Annotated in this window: 11 protein-coding genes; all 11 read right to left on the reverse strand. The window is 61.3% G+C overall.

The features are described 5' to 3' along the window. Positions 1-98: 98 nt before the first annotated feature. Positions 99-1,412 carry a tRNA lysidine(34) synthetase TilS gene (gene tilS, locus OU419_RS21260; RefSeq protein ID WP_254470768.1) on the reverse strand — a complete coding sequence of 438 codons (1,314 nt, stop codon included), beginning with the start codon at positions 1,410-1,412 and terminating at the stop codon, positions 99-101. 65 nt (positions 1,413-1,477) lie between these two features. Next, on the reverse strand, positions 1,478-2,428 hold the full coding sequence (gene accA, locus OU419_RS21265; protein ID WP_254470767.1) for an acetyl-CoA carboxylase carboxyl transferase subunit alpha: 951 nt from the start codon (positions 2,426-2,428) through the stop codon (positions 1,478-1,480). Between the two features lie 254 nt (positions 2,429-2,682). Then, positions 2,683-6,213 (reverse strand): DNA polymerase III subunit alpha, encoded by a 3,531-nt coding sequence (gene dnaE / locus OU419_RS21270; protein WP_254470766.1) that lies wholly within the window; start codon positions 6,211-6,213, stop codon positions 2,683-2,685. Between the two features lie 154 nt (positions 6,214-6,367). Then, the gene (rnhB, locus tag OU419_RS21275; protein WP_254470765.1) at positions 6,368-6,979 is read right to left on the reverse strand and encodes a ribonuclease HII; all 612 of its coding nucleotides are present in this window, start codon (positions 6,977-6,979) and stop codon (positions 6,368-6,370) included. Continuing rightward, positions 6,979-8,121 (reverse strand): lipid-A-disaccharide synthase, encoded by a 1,143-nt coding sequence (gene lpxB, locus OU419_RS21280; protein WP_254470764.1) that lies wholly within the window; start codon positions 8,119-8,121, stop codon positions 6,979-6,981. Before lpxB ends, rnhB begins: the two co-directional genes overlap by 1 nt. A gap of 2 nt (positions 8,122-8,123) precedes the next feature. Next, positions 8,124-8,900, reverse strand: coding sequence for an acyl-ACP--UDP-N-acetylglucosamine O-acyltransferase (gene lpxA / locus OU419_RS21285; protein ID WP_254470763.1), 777 nt, complete (start codon positions 8,898-8,900; stop codon positions 8,124-8,126). Next, entirely contained in the window at positions 8,897-9,337 is a 441-nt protein-coding gene (fabZ, locus tag OU419_RS21290; protein WP_254470762.1) for a 3-hydroxyacyl-ACP dehydratase FabZ, read from the reverse strand. The genes lpxA and fabZ overlap by 4 nt, the downstream gene beginning before the upstream one ends. 48 nt (positions 9,338-9,385) lie before the next feature. Next, the gene (gene lpxD, locus OU419_RS21295) at positions 9,386-10,447 is read right to left on the reverse strand and encodes a UDP-3-O-(3-hydroxymyristoyl)glucosamine N-acyltransferase (protein WP_254470761.1); all 1,062 of its coding nucleotides are present in this window, start codon (positions 10,445-10,447) and stop codon (positions 9,386-9,388) included. Further along, a complete protein-coding gene (locus OU419_RS21300; RefSeq protein WP_254470760.1) occupies positions 10,447-10,950 on the reverse strand; it encodes an OmpH family outer membrane protein in 504 nt (167 codons plus the stop codon). Before OU419_RS21300 ends, lpxD begins: the two co-directional genes overlap by 1 nt. A gap of 48 nt (positions 10,951-10,998) precedes the next feature. Further along, positions 10,999-13,353, reverse strand: a complete 2,355-nt coding sequence (gene bamA, locus OU419_RS21305) for an outer membrane protein assembly factor BamA (RefSeq protein WP_254470759.1) — start codon at positions 13,351-13,353, stop codon at positions 10,999-11,001. A 73-nt stretch (positions 13,354-13,426) separates the two neighbouring features. Further along, positions 13,427-14,779, reverse strand: coding sequence for an RIP metalloprotease RseP (gene rseP / locus OU419_RS21310; protein ID WP_254470758.1), 1,353 nt, complete (start codon positions 14,777-14,779; stop codon positions 13,427-13,429). Positions 14,780-14,785: the final 6 nt, after the last annotated feature.

Below are 14,785 nucleotides of genomic sequence, written 5' to 3' on the forward strand. Positions count from 1 at the left end.
CACGACTCTTGCCGTGAACAATAGCGAACTCCCGCTGATTCCAGAGGGATCGACGGGAGCGGTACAAGACGGGAGCGTAGTCTACCGGAAAGCCGCTTTCAGCTCAAACCCGAGTCATTCGTCGGCGGTGTCCAGCGCAAGGTCCAGTGCTGAGCAGCCTCCGTCCGCAGCTCCGGCAGCGATGCGATCGCCAGCAACTCGCTGCCCCGCCAGAGCAGCGGCAGCCGGGCACGCAGGAAGGCTGGGACACCTGCTTCATTGAGCAGTCGCTTGAGATCTCGCCGGCCACGACCTGAAATCGACATCACCTCGCCCCCCTGCCGGTAACCGACCCGCAAGGGGGCGTCGGGAGCGGTACCTTCGAAGCGCAGCACACCGTTTCCGGCAAGGTGCAGCGGCATAGCCGTATCTATCCAATCCTGAGCCGCGGGCGAGAAACCCAGCCAGTCGTTCGACAGCCACCAGAGCCGCCCTTCGGCGCGCCGCAGCTCGCCATCGGCAAGACGCCAGACCGGTTCGGCATCCACCCGCGCATCGCGTAACGCATGCCATCCAGCCCAATGCACTGCGTCCGGCAGCCGGGCATGACGCGCCAGCCAGTGACGCAAAGCATTGCGCTGGCGTGGCTCACCAAGGCTCGCCAACGCGTCCAGCTCCAACGATGGCAAAGGCAGGCCGGAGTATTCGTACCGCTCATCGGCCCGAGCCAGGTCCAACCCAGCCAGCTCGGCCAGCAGTTGTTCCGACTCGGCCAGATGACCGGCGCTGCGAACGATGCTATCCACCGCGGCGGGCCAACGTCGGGTAACCGCCGGCAGAACCCGGTTGCGCAAATAGTTGCGGTCAAGATCATCGCAGGCGTTGCTGGGGTCCTCGACCCACTCCAGCCCGTGGGCTCGCGCGTAGCTCTCCAACTCTACACGGGAACAATCCAGCAGCGGCCTCAGCAGCCGCCCAGCCCCCAGCGGACGCTCCATCGGCATACCGGCAAGGCCGCGAACGCCCGCGCCACGGAACAGGCGAAACAGCACGGTCTCTGCCTGATCGTCACGATGCTGGCCGGTCAGCAGGCACTCACCAGCCCCCAGGGATGCCGCAAAGGCCGCATAACGCGCATCGCGCGCAGCGCGCTCAATGCTGGCGCGATCGTCTACCCGCACACGCTCCACGCGCAGCGGTACGCCCAAACTGTTGCACAGGCGCTGGCAATGCTCGGGCCATGCGTCAGCGGCAGACTGCAGACCATGATGCACATGGATGGCGGAGACTGGAGGCAACGGCTCATGTCGGGCGAGTTGCGCCAACAGGTGCAGCAGTACGGTGGAGTCAAGCCCACCGGAAAGCGCCACACGCCAGGCGGGTGCTGAACGCCAGAGCGCTAGTCGGGAAAGCAGGCGGGTCGGGAGGATCATGGCGCAGATCAGCGGGACGGATGACGGGGCAAGGATACCTCGTCATCCGCGCTGCGCCGACAGCGTCAGGCGACGCCGTAGCTCATCAGGCGCTCGTAGCGGCGCGCCAGCAGGTCTTCGGTGCTCAGTTGCTTGAGGGTATCCAACTGGCCGAGCAACGACTTGCGGATGGTCTCGGACATGGCAGCCGGGTCACGATGGGCGCTGCCCAGCGGTTCGGGGATCACACTGTCGACGATACCCAGCTCCTTCAAGCGGTTGGCAGTGATGCCCATCGCCTCGGCGGCTTCCGGCGCCTTCTCGGCGGTACGCCAGAGAATCGACGCGCAACCTTCGGGCGAGATCACGGCATAGGTAGAGTACTGCAGCATGTTCAACTGGTCGCACACACCGATAGCCAGTGCACCGCCGGATCCGCCTTCGCCAATAACGGTAGCGATGATCGGAGTCTTCAGGCGCGCCATGACTCGCAGGTTCCAGGCGATTGCCTCGCTCTGGCCGCGCTCCTCGGCGTCGATCCCCGGGTACGCGCCGGGAGTATCGATGAAGGTCAGGATCGGCATCTTGAAACGCTCGGCCATTTCCATCAGGCGGCAAGCCTTGCGGTAGCCTTCTGGACGCGGCATGCCAAAGTTGCGGCGCACCTTCTCGCGAACTTCGCGGCCTTTCTGGTGACCGATGATCATCACCGGCTGGTCTTCCAGGCGCGCAACGCCACCGACGATGGCTGCATCATCGGAGAAGTGACGGTCACCGTGCAGCTCTTCGAACTCGGTGAAGATATGCTCGATGTAGTCGAGGGTATAGGGACGACGCGGATGACGCGCGAGTTGGGCGATCTGCCAACTGGTCAGGTTGCCGAAGATGTTCTCGGTCAGCGCCTTGCTCTTCTCCTGCAGACGGGAGATCTCGTCGGTGATGTTCAGGGCATTGTCGTTGCCGACCAGGCGCAGCTCTTCGATCTTGGCATGCAGGTCGGCAATGGGCTGTTCGAAATCGAGAAAATTCGGGTTCATGGGCTATCCGTCGTATTGATGGCGGCTGGGCCTTTCCGTTTTCAGGCCGTTAAAACTACTGCGCTAGACCAAACAGCGTTGAAGCCGCTCTCAAAATGCTCATTTGCAGTCGCAAACTGTGCTTTTTTCGAGCGCTATCGCCTCGCATGGCCATCGCTCGTAACGTTTTCCGCGACCTGAAAGCGCCCTACCTTACGGTATCGGGCGCCGAGGGTCGAGACTGGCGGGCCGGCGGCATTCGGTCGCCGGCCACACTAGCGGTAGTTCAGGAAGACGTTGTCGCGGCCGAACTGGTCACGCAGCGCTTGAATCAGGTTGTCCGCCGGGTCGATCCGCCACTGCTCGCCGAACTGCAACAGCGCACGCGCCTGCTCGCAGCTGTAGTCGACCGTGACCGGGCAATTGCCGCGGTGGCGGGTGCATAGATCGGCCAGCCAGCGCAGCCGGTCACCCTTGAGCGCATCGGCATGTACCCGCACCCGCAGGCTCTCCGCCAGCGAGGTGCGTGCCTCCTCCAGGCCCATCACACGCTTGGCGCGCAGGCGCAGGCCGCCGGAGAAGTCGTCCTGGCTGACTTCGCCTTCGATCACCACCAGAGCGTCGGTCTGCAGCAGCGCCTGGTTGGCGGCGAAGGCCTCGGCAAACAGCGAGGCTTCGATACGGCCGGAACGGTCGTCCAGCGTTACGAAGCCCATCTTGTCGCCACGCTTGTTCTTCATGACTCGCAGATTGACGATCAGCCCCGCGACGGTCTGAGTATCCCGCGCCGGCTTAAGCTCGACGATGCGCTGACGAGCGAAACGTCGCACTTCGCCTTCGTATTCGTCGATCGGATGGCCGGTCAGGTACAGGCCGAGGGTGTCCTTCTCGCCCTTCAGACGCTCTTTGAGATTGAGCGCCTTGGCTTTGCGGTGATTGGCGTAGACGTCAGCCTCGGGCTCGGCGAACACACCGCCGAACAGGTCCATATGGCCGCTGTCGTGGCTGCGCGAAGTCTGCTCGGCGGCCTTGACGGCTTCCTCCATCGAGGCCAGCAGCACGGCACGGTTGATATCGACATGGGCCTGGTAAGCCTTGGGCTCATCGTAGAAATAGGGGCCAAGACGATCCAGCGCACCGGCGCGGATCAGCGCCTCCAGCGTGCGCTTGTTGACGCGCTTGAGGTCGATGCGATCGCAGAAATCGAACAGCGTCTTGAAAGGCCCGCCCTCGTTGCGACATTCGGTAATGGCTTCCACCGGGCCTTCGCCGACGCCTTTGATCGCCCCCAGGCCATAGACGATCTGGTCGTCGTCGTCCACGGTAAAGCGGAATTCCGAGTTGTTCACATCCGGCGCGACGATGCGCAGCTTCATGTGGCGACACTCTTCGATGAGCGTGACCACCTTATCGGTGTTCTGCATATCCGCGGTGAGTACCGCGGCCATGAACGGGGCCTTCCAGTGGGTCTTCAGCCAGGCAGTCTGATAAGAGACCAGTCCGTAGGCGGCCGAGTGCGACTTGTTGAAACCGTAACCGGCGAATTTCTCCACCAGATCGAAGATGTTGCCCGCAAGGTTCGCATCAATGCCGTTCTTCTCGCAGCCTTCGATGAAACCACCGCGCTGCTTGGCCATTTCCTCGGGCTTTTTCTTGCCCATGGCACGACGCAGCATGTCCGCGCCACCGAGGGTGTAGCCCGCCATCACCTGGGCGATCTGCATCACCTGCTCCTGATACAGGATGATGCCGTAGGTGGGCTTGAGCACCGGTTCAAGGCCGGCGTACTGGTAGTCGGGGTGCGGGTAGGAGATTTCCTCCCGACCGTGCTTACGGTTGATGAAGTCGTCCACCATGCCTGATTGCAGCGGACCGGGGCGGAACAGCGCCACCAGTGCGATCAGGTCTTCCAGGCAGTCCGGCTTGAGCTTTTTGATCAGCTCCTTCATACCGCGCGATTCGAGCTGGAAGACCGCGGTGGTTTCCGCCTTCTGCAGCAAGTCGTAGGTTTTCTTGTCGTCCAGCGGGATGCGGTCGATATCGACCAGTTCGGTCTCACCGTTCTTGCGCTGGATACGATGGATGATCTCCATCGCCCACTTGATGATGGTCAAGGTGCGCAGGCCGAGGAAGTCGAACTTCACCAGGCCGGCAGCCTCCACGTCATCCTTGTCGAACTGGGTCACCAGGCCACCGCCCTCTTCATCGCAGGCGATGGGGGCGAAATCGGTCAGCTTGGTTGGCGCGATCACTACACCGCCGGCATGCTTGCCGGTACCACGGGTGACACCTTCGAGCTTGAGCGCCATGTCCCAGATTTCCTGGGCTTCCTCGTCGGACTTGAGGAAGTCGCGGAGCATCTCTTCCTGCTCGAAAGCCTTCTCCAGGGTCATGCCCACTTCGAAGGGGATCATCTTCGACAGTTTATCGGCCAGTCCGTAGGACTTGCCCTGGACACGCGCCACGTCGCGGACCACTGCCTTCGCCGCCATCGAGCCGAAGGTGATGATCTGACTTACGGCGTTGCGGCCATAGGCGGCGGCCACGTAATCGATCACCCGATCGCGACCTTCCATGCAGAAGTCGACATCGAAGTCGGGCATGGAAATACGTTCGGGGTTCAGGAAGCGCTCGAACAGCAGGTCGTAGGCCAGCGGGTCAAGATCGGTGATCTTCAGCACATAGGCAACCAGCGAGCCGGCACCCGAGCCCCGCCCCGGCCCCACCGGTACGCCGTTGTTCTTGGCCCACTTGATGAAGTCCATCACGATCAGGAAGTAGCCTGGGAATCCCATCTGGATGATGGTGCCCAGCTCGAACTCCAGGCGGTCGACGTAGAGCTGTCGCTTTTCCTCGTAGTTCGGCGTGGTTTCCTTGGGCCAAAGCACTGCCAGGCGCTCCTCCAGACCCTCGTAGGAGACATGGCGCAGGTAGTCGTTGATGTCCATGTCGTCGTAGGGAATCGGGAAGTTGGGCAGGAAGTACTTGCCCAGCTGTACCTCGATGTTGCAGCGCTTGGCGATCTCGACGGAGTTTTCCAGAGCCTCGGGGATATCGCTGAACAGTTCGGCCATTTCCGCCGGGCTCTTCAGATATTGCTGATCGGAATAGTTGCGCGAGCGACGCGGATCATCCAGTGCACGTCCCTCACCGATGCAAACGCGAGTCTCGTGGGCCTCGAAGTCCCCTTGCTTGATGAAGCGCACATCGTTGGTCGCCACCAGCGGCGCGCCGCTGCGTTCAGCCAGCGCCACGGCGGCATGCACGTGCTCTTCGTCGTTGACCCGATTGGTGCGCTGGATATCCAGGTAGAAACGATCCGGAAATACCTCCAGCCACTCGGCGAGCAGCGAGTCGGCAAGAGTATTGTCTCCAGCCAGCAGCGCCAGGCCGATTTCGCCTTCCTTCGACCCGGACAGCGCGATCAGGCCCTCCGCGGCCTCCTTGACCCACTCGCGCTCGATGATGATCTCGCCGTTACGCTGGCCTTCCTGCCAACCACGGGAAATCAGCTCGGTGAGGTTGCGATAGCCTTTGGCGTTCATCGCCAGCAGCGTCAGGCGGGTCAACGGACCGTCCTCGTCGCGGTTGGCGAGCCAGATGTCCGCGCCGCAGATCGGCTTGATACCGCCGCCCAGGGCAGTCTTGTAGAACTTCACCAGCGAGCACATGTTGCTCAGGTCGGTCACCGCCACCGCCGGCATTCCTGCTCCGCCGACCGCCTTGATCAGCGGCTTGATCCGTACAAGGCCGTCGACCAGGGAGAATTCGGTGTGCAAACGCAGGTGAACGAAGGTGGCGGTCATGGTGGTCCTTGATAGAGCTCAAAAACGGCAAGCCCCGGATTGTACCGGGGCTCTCCGCAAAGCTACAGGGATCAATGGGCCAGCCGTCGCACCGTGCGCATCAAGGCACCGACCGACAGCTGGCAGAGGGAATTTTCACAGTAATAACAGGGTATTACAGAATTGCACCGGAGCCTTCCAGCAACTCGCGAACAGGTGCGAAGGAACGCCGATGGATGGCCGTGGGGCCCAGGCGCTTGAGCGCCTCCAGATGCACCGGCGTGGGGTAGCCCTTGTGGCCGCCAATGCCGTAGCCCGGATAAAGCGCCTCCATCTGCTGCATCTCACGGTCACGACTGACCTTGGCCAGGATCGATGCCGCGGCAATGGCCGGAACCTGGCCATCCCCTTTCACCACCGGGGCTGCCGGCACCTTGAGTTTCGGGCAGCGGTTGCCGTCGATGAGCGCCAGCTTCGGAGTGACACTCAGACCTTCGACTGCCCGCTGCATCGCCAGCATGGTGGCATGAAGAATGTTGAGTTGGTCGATCTCATGCACTTCCGCTCGGGCAATGCACCAGGCCAGGGCCTTCTCGCGAATCTCATCGAATAGAGCCTCGCGGCGCGCTTCACTGAGCTTCTTGGAGTCGTTCAACCCATTGATCGGCCGAGCCGGATCGAGAATTACCGCAGCAGTGACCACGGGACCACATAGCGGACCGCGGCCGACCTCATCCACGCCCGCGACCAACTCCTCGACCAGTGCGAAATCCAGCCCCATCTGCATCAGCGTTTCTCCACCAGGGCAAGCACCGCTTCGGCGGCCTGCGCGGACGCATCCTGACGCAAGGCGCGATGAATCGCATCAAAGTATTCGGTCTGCGCACGACCATCATCCAGCAGCGGCAACAGCGTTTGCGCCAGCGCGTCAGGCGTAGCGGCCTCCTGAATCAGCTCAGGCACCAGCAAGCGTCCCGCCATCAGATTCGGCAGGGAAATGTAGGCGCTTTTCACCAACCGTTTGAGAATGCGGTATGTAAGCGGCGCCACCTTGTAGGCCACCACCATCGGCCGCTTGTACAACAGGGCTTCAAGCGTTGCGGTACCAGAGGCGATCAGTACGGCATCGCACGCAGCCAGCGCCTCGTGGGACGCGCCGTCGAGCAACTGCACCGGCAGATCGCGACCGGCGAGCATCTCTTCGATCTGGGTACGCCGCTCGGGGCTGGCGCACGGCAGCACGAAGCGCAGGCCGGGGCGCTCTTGCAACAGACGCTGAGCGGTATCGAGGAAAAGCGTACCAAGCCTGCCTACCTCACCTCCCCGGCTGCCGGGCAGGAGCGCGACAACGCTGGCGCTCTGCGGCAGCCCCAGGCGCTCGCGCGCACCAGTTCGGTCGGCTTCCAGAGGAATGGTATTGGCCAGCGGGTGGCCGACGAAACGCACCGGCACCGCATGCTCTTCGTAGAAGCGCGCCTCGAAGGGGAACAGCGCGAGCATCAGGTCGCAGGCATCCTTGATTTTCAGCACGCGCTTCTGCCGCCAGGCCCATACGGAAGGGCTGACATAGTGCACAGTGCGAATGCCCGCGCCACGCAGCTTCAATTCGATATTCAGGTTGAAGTCGGGGGCATCGATACCGATGAACACGTCCGGCCTGGCCACGATCAGCATCTGCACCAGATCCTTGCGTCGGCGCAGCAGTTCGCGCAGACGTCCGAGGACCTCGACTAGCCCCATTACCGCAAGGCGCTCCATCGGGAAGTGCGACTGCAGCCCTTCAGCCTGCATGAGCGGGCCGCCGACACCGATGAACTCGATGTCGGGATGACGCTGCTTGAGCGCCTGCATGAGGCCGGATCCTAGGATATCGCCGGACGCCTCGCCCGCGACCAGGGCGACGCGCAGCTTGCGAGCGGTGGATTGCATGATCAGCGAGTGATGCCGCGAGTAGAACTCTGAATCGAGTCGCGGAATACAGCGACCTCAGGGAACTGCTCGGAAACTTCGGCCAGTTCGGCCAACGCCTCGTCTACCGTCAGCCCCTGGCGATAGACCACCTTGTAAGCACGGCGCAACGCCTGGATGGCCTCGGCACTGAAGCCGCGACGACGCAAGCCCTCGAAGTTCATGCTGCGCGCCTCGGCAGGATTGCCGAAAACGGTCACGTAAGCCGGAACATCCTTGCCGATAGCGCTGCCCATGCCGGAGAAGCTGTGTGCGCCAATGCGGCAGAACTGGTGCACCAGTGTGTAGCCGGACAGGATCGCCCAATCATCCACGTGCACATGGCCAGCCAGAGCCGTGTTATTCACCAGAATGCAATGGTTTCCGATCACACTGTCATGGCCGATATGCACATAGGCCATGAGCAGGTTGTGATCGCCAATGGTAGTTTCCGCACGGTCCTGCACCGTTCCGCGATGGATGGTCACCCCTTCGCGGATAACGTTGTGGTCGCCAATCACTAGGCGGGTGGGTTCACCCTTGTACTTCAGGTCGGGAGTATCCTCGCCAACGCTGGAGAACTGGAAAATGCGGTTGTGTTTGCCGATCTTCGTGGGGCCCTTGAGCACCACGTGCGGACCGATCACCGTACCTTCGCCGATCTCCACATCCGGCCCGACGATGGACCAGGGGCCCACCTCAACGTCGTCAGCCAGTTTTGCGCGCGGGTCGATGATGGCGCGAGGATCGATCAAACTCATAGTTTGCGTTCCGCACAGATGATTTCGGCCGAGCATACCGGCTTGTCATCGACGGTTGCATGGCAATCGAACTTCCAGATACCGCGCTTGACGCTGACGAACTGGGCGTTGAGCTGCAACTGATCGCCCGGCAGCACCGGCTGGCGGAAGCGCAGCTTGTCGGAGCCCACGAAGTAGTACAGAGTGCCGTCTGCAGGCTTCACGTCGAGCATCTTGAAACCGAGGATGCCGGCAGCCTGGGCCATCGCCTCGATGATCAGCACGCCTGGCATGATCGGGTGCTGCGGAAAGTGGCCATTGAAGAACGGCTCGTTGATGCTGACATTCTTGTAGGCGCGAATGCGCTTGCCTTCGATGTCCAGCTCCACCACCCGATCCACCAGCAGGAAGGGGTAGCGATGAGGCAGGTATTCGCGAATCTCGTTGATGTCCATCATGTTCAGGGGAGCCTGTTCAGAAAAGGGAAACGCCAAAAAATGCGTGAATCACGCATCTGATGGAGCGTTTCCGCTTGGGGTCACGGCAGCCAGGCGCTTTTCCAGCTGTTGCAGACGACGAGCCATGTCATCCAACTGGCGAATACGCGCAGCGCTTTTTTTCCATTCGGCGGCCGGCTGCATCGCAGTACCGGAGGAATAGGAACCTGGCTCGGTAATCGAGCGAGTCACCATCGTCATCCCGGTGACGAAGACGTTGTCGCAGATTTCGATGTGCCCGACCAGACCTACACCGCCGGCGAGCATGCAGTGCTTGCCAATCTTGGCGCTGCCGGAAATCCCGCAGCAACCGGCCATAGCGGTGTGATCACCGATCTGCACGTTGTGGGCGATCATGATCTGGTTGTCCAGCTTCACGCCATTGCCCACCAGCGTATCGGACAGCGCACCACGGTCGATCGTGGTATTGGCGCCGATCTCGACGTCATCTCCCACGGATACACCGCCAATTTGCGCGATCTTTTGCCAAACACCCTTTTGATTGGCAAAGCCGAAGCCTTCCCCACCCAATACGGCGCCGGACTGAATGACCACGCGCTTGCCAATGCGCACGTCGTGGTAGAGGGTGACGCGGGGAGCCAGCCAGCCGCCTTCGCCAATGACGCTGCGAGCGCCGACGAAGCAATGGGCACCGAGCGTGACACCGGCACCGATCTGCGCACCTGCCTCGATCACCACGTAGGGACCGATGCTGGCGCTTGGATCGACCTGCGCGCCCTCGTCCACCACTGCAGTGGGATGAATCCCCACCGGAGCCTTGGGCTTGCGATCGAACTGATGCGACAGGCCTGCGTAAGCAAGATACGGATTGGGCACCACCAGCGCATTGCCGGTAAAACCTTCGGCGTCAGCCTCGGTCAGCAGCACGGCCCCCGCATTGCTCTCGGGCAGGAACTTGCGGTACTGGGGGTTGGCCAGGAAACTCAGTTGATCGGCAGCCGCGTCCTGCAAGGTGGACAGGCCCCGAATAACCAGAGCGGGATCGCCGCGCAGCTCGGCACCGAGCTGCGCGGCAAGTTCAGCGAGGGTAAAAGACAGCTCGGTCATCATCAACGCAGCTGATTCATGCGCTCGATGACTTGACGAGTGATGTCGTACTGCGGCTTGACGTCGACCACGGCACCACGCTCGACCACGAGGTCGTAACCGCCTTTCTTGATGGTTTCCTCGACAGCCTGGTCCAGCTTCGGCTTGAGCTTCTTGAGCATGTCACGGTCGGCGACAGCCTTGGCTTCGTTCAGCTCCTTGGACTGGAACTGGAAGTCACGAGCCTTCTGCTTGAAGTCATTCTCGGCCTTTTCACGCTCGGAGTTCGACATCTTGCTGCCGCCGCTAACCAGCTTGTCCTGCAGCGCCTTGGCATCGGTCTCCAGGGCCTTGAGCTTGTTCAGTTGCGGGCCGAACTTCTTCTCGGCGTCAACGGCATACTGCTTGGCCGCGTCCGATTCAAGGAGTGCCATCTGATAGTTGAGCACCGCGATCTTCATGTCGGCGAACGCAGGGCTCGCCGCAAGGGCTGCGGTGATCAGGACGAACTGGGTCAACTTACGCACGATGCACTCCTGCACAAAGCATGGTTGTCATTACAACGATACGGCCAATTAGAAGGTCTGTCCCAGGGAGAACTGGAATATCTGGGTTTCAGCATTGTCCGGCTTCTTGATCGGCGTGCCGAGACTGAAGCTCAGCGGACCCAGAGCGGTGATCCAGGTCAGCCCCACACCCACAGAGCTGGCAAGATTGCTGAAGTCCACACCATCACATCCCTGGGTAGTGGACAGCGGGCAGTCGGTATCGAACACGTTACCCACGTCCCAGAACACGACACTGCGCAGTTGGCGCTGATCCTTCACGAACGGCAACGGGAACAGCAATTCCGCACCGCCGGTGATCAGGATGTTACCACCGAAGGCTTGCGGATCCTGATCCGGGTCCTTGTCGGTACCCGGGTTGTTGCCGGAGCTAGGCGTACTGCGCGGACCAAGAGTGCTGTCCTTGAAGCCACGTACGGAGTTGAAACCACCCGCGTAGTAGTTTTCATAGAACGGCAGACGATCGGTCGAGCCATAGGCACCGCCGTAACCGAGCTCGGTGTGGAAGCGCATGGTGTAGTTTTCGGTTAGCGGCGCGAAGACCTGGCCGCGGTAGTCGAGCTTGTAGAACGACAGGTCGCTACCCGGAACAGTCGACTCGAGCACCAGGCTCTGGGAGTGGCCACGGTTGGCCAGTACGCCCTTGTTCAAGGTCGACTCGGACCAGCCGATGGATGCCTTGAAGTTGGTGAAGCTGTCGCCTTCCTGTTTGATGAAGTCGAAAATCTCGTCGACGGTGTATACGCCGGTATCGATTTCGTCCTTCTGCACTGTCAGGCCGTAGGTCAGGCGCGATGTTTCGCTGATCGGATAGCCGATGCTGACGCCAGCACCGTAGCTGTTGACCGAGTAGCTGGAAACGTCGACGTCCAGGTCGCTGTAGTCGGTCTTGCGGTAGAAGGCGTTGTAACCCAGGCTCACGCCGTCGACGGTCCAGTAGGGGTCGACGAAGCCGAAGTTGTAGCGAGTCTGGTAATCGGACTTGGTCAGGCCGATGCTGACCTTGTTACCAGTCCCCAGGAAGTTGTTCTGGCTGATCGAACCACCCAGGATCAGGCCCGCGCTCTGGGCGAAGCCAATGCTGGCGGTGATGGAGCCGGACGGCTGCTCTTCCACGCTGTAGTTGACATCGACCTGGTCGTCGGTGCCCGGCACCGCGGGGGTCTCGACGTTGACTTCCTTGAAGTACCCCAGGCGCTCCAGACGCTGCTTCGACTGGTCGATCAGGTAGGTGGACGCCCAGCCGCCCTCCATCTGACGCATCTCGCGACGAAGAACTTCGTCCTCGGTCTTGGTGTTGCCGCGGAAGTTGATGCGGTTGACGTACGCACGCTTACCCGGGTCGACCACGTAGGTGATCGATACGGTCTTGTCGTCGTCATGCGGCTCCGGTACGCCGTTGACGTTGGCGAAGGTATAGCCTTCGTTACCCAGGCGGCGGGTGATCAGGTCGGAGGTGGTGGTCATCACCTTGCGCGAGAAGACCTGCCCCTCTTTGACCAGGAGAAGCTTCTTGACCTCTTCTTCCGGAACCTTCAGGTCGCCGGAGAGTTTCACGTCGCGAATGGTGTACTTCTCACCTTCGTTGACGTTGACAGTGATGTAGACGTGTTTCTTGTCCGGCGTGATGGATACCTGGGTCGACGCTATATCCATGTGGATATAGCCACGGTCCAGGTAGTAGGAGCGCAGGCGCTCGAGGTCGCCGGAGAGCTTTTCGCGAGAATACTTGTCGTCGTTCTTGAAGAAGGACAGCCAGTTGGTGGTCTTCAGCTCGAACAGATCGGTGAGGTCTTCTTCAGAGAAGACGGTGTTACCCACCACGTTGACGTGGGCGATGGCAGCGACGGTGCCTTCGTTGATGGTGATCTTCAGCGCGACACGGTTGCGCGGCTGCGGGACCACTTCGGTCTCGATCTCGGCGGAATAGCGGCCCTGGGCGACATACTGACGCTGCAGTTCGTTCCGTACGCCTTCGAGGGTCGCACGCTGGAAGATCTCACCTTCGGCCAGGCCCGATTGCTTCAGACCCTTCATCAAATCTTCGGTGGTGATGGCCTTGTTGCCCTCGATCTCGATGCTGGAGATCGACGGACGCTCAACGACGTTCACGATCAGCACGTTGCCGTCGCGGCTGAGCTGGATATCCTGGAAAAAGCCGGTCTTGAACAGCGAGCGGGTCGCGTCGACCAGGCGACGATCATCGATCTGCTCACCCACGTTCAACGGCAGTGCGGCGAACACGCTACCGGCGGAGACGCGCTGCAGGCCGTTGACCCGGATGTCGGAGACAGTGAAGGACTCGGCGTGAACCTGGGCGATCATCAGCGCGGAAAGGGCCGCGGGTAGCAGAAAGCGTTTCATGGAGTCCTTTTATTCCAACTGACAAATAAAGAATCTGCCGCATGAGGCGGCAGATCCGAAATTCAACGGTGAGCTACAGACGACTCAGATCGTTGACCAGGGCCAACAACATGACCCCGACGACCAGGCTGATGCCGATCTGCATCCCCCAAGCCTGGACCCTCTCGGACAGCGGACGACCACGCGCCCACTCGATCAGGTAAAACAACAGATGCCCGCCATCAAGCACGGGAATCGGCAACAGGTTGAGAACCCCCAAGCTTATGCTCAGATAGGCGAGGAAATGCAGAAAATCCCCCACGCCGGACTGGGCCGAAGCGCCCGCCACTTTAGCAATGGTTATCGGCCCGCTCAAGTTTTTTACCGAGAGCTGACCCAGCACCATTTTCTTTAGAGAATCCAGAGTTAGCAGGCTCATCGACCAGGTTCTGGACAACGCCTGCCCCACCGCGGCGACAGGGCCGTAGCTGACTTCGCGAAGCATTTCCGCCGGCCATTGGCCACCCGCGACACCAGCCCCCAGATAACCGGTTCGAGCCTTGCCCTCCCCCTTCGCCGCCAGGGTAAGCGCGACCTCTTGCCGCTGGCCATCACGCTCGAAGCCCAGCGCGATCTTTTCTTCTGGCCGCGCACGTACCTTCTCCACGACCTGCTGCCAGTCATCCACCGCGTGACCGTCGACGCTCAGCAGACGATCACCCACTTTCAGGCCAGCAGCCTTGGCCGGCCCCTTGTCGTCCAGCTCGGCGATCACCGGGGCCAGCGCCGGGCGCCAGGGCTGAATACCCAGCCCGCCAATGGGATCGGGACTATCGGCATTCTTCAGCCAGGCATTGATGCGCACCTGATGCGCCACAGGGACAGAAGAACCCGGTTCGAGCACTGACACGCTCAGCTCGCCTGTCTCTCCGAGTCGCCGCACCAACTGCAGACTGACCCCATTCCAGCCATCGACCGCCTCGCCGTCGATAGCCACGACCTCCTGACCGGCCGCCAAACCGCCAAGTGCCGCAGGGCTGTCAGCGACGACAGAGCCGATGACAGGCTTGATCTGCTGGCTGCCGAGCATCGCCAGCACCCAGAAGAACAGAATCGCCAACAGGAAATTGGCCACCGGACCGGCGGCGACAATGGCAATGCGCTGAAACACCGGCTTGCGGTTGAAAGCAAAATCGAGCTGATCCGACGGAACATCGCCCTCGCGCTCGTCGAGCATCTTGACGTAGCCACCCAGCGGGATGGCAGCGACCACGAACTCGGTTCCGTGACGGTCATGCCAACGAACAAGCGGCGCACCGAAACCTACGGAGAAGCGCAGAACTTTCACGCCACAGCGACGCGCCACCCAGAAATGCCCGAACTCATGGAAGGTGACCAGGACACCCAAGGCGACCAACAGCCCGACGATCATATAAAGGGCGCTCATCACTAT

This window comes from Pseudomonas triclosanedens (assembly GCF_026686735.1).
Lineage (GTDB): Bacteria > Pseudomonadota > Gammaproteobacteria > Pseudomonadales > Pseudomonadaceae > Pseudomonas > Pseudomonas triclosanedens.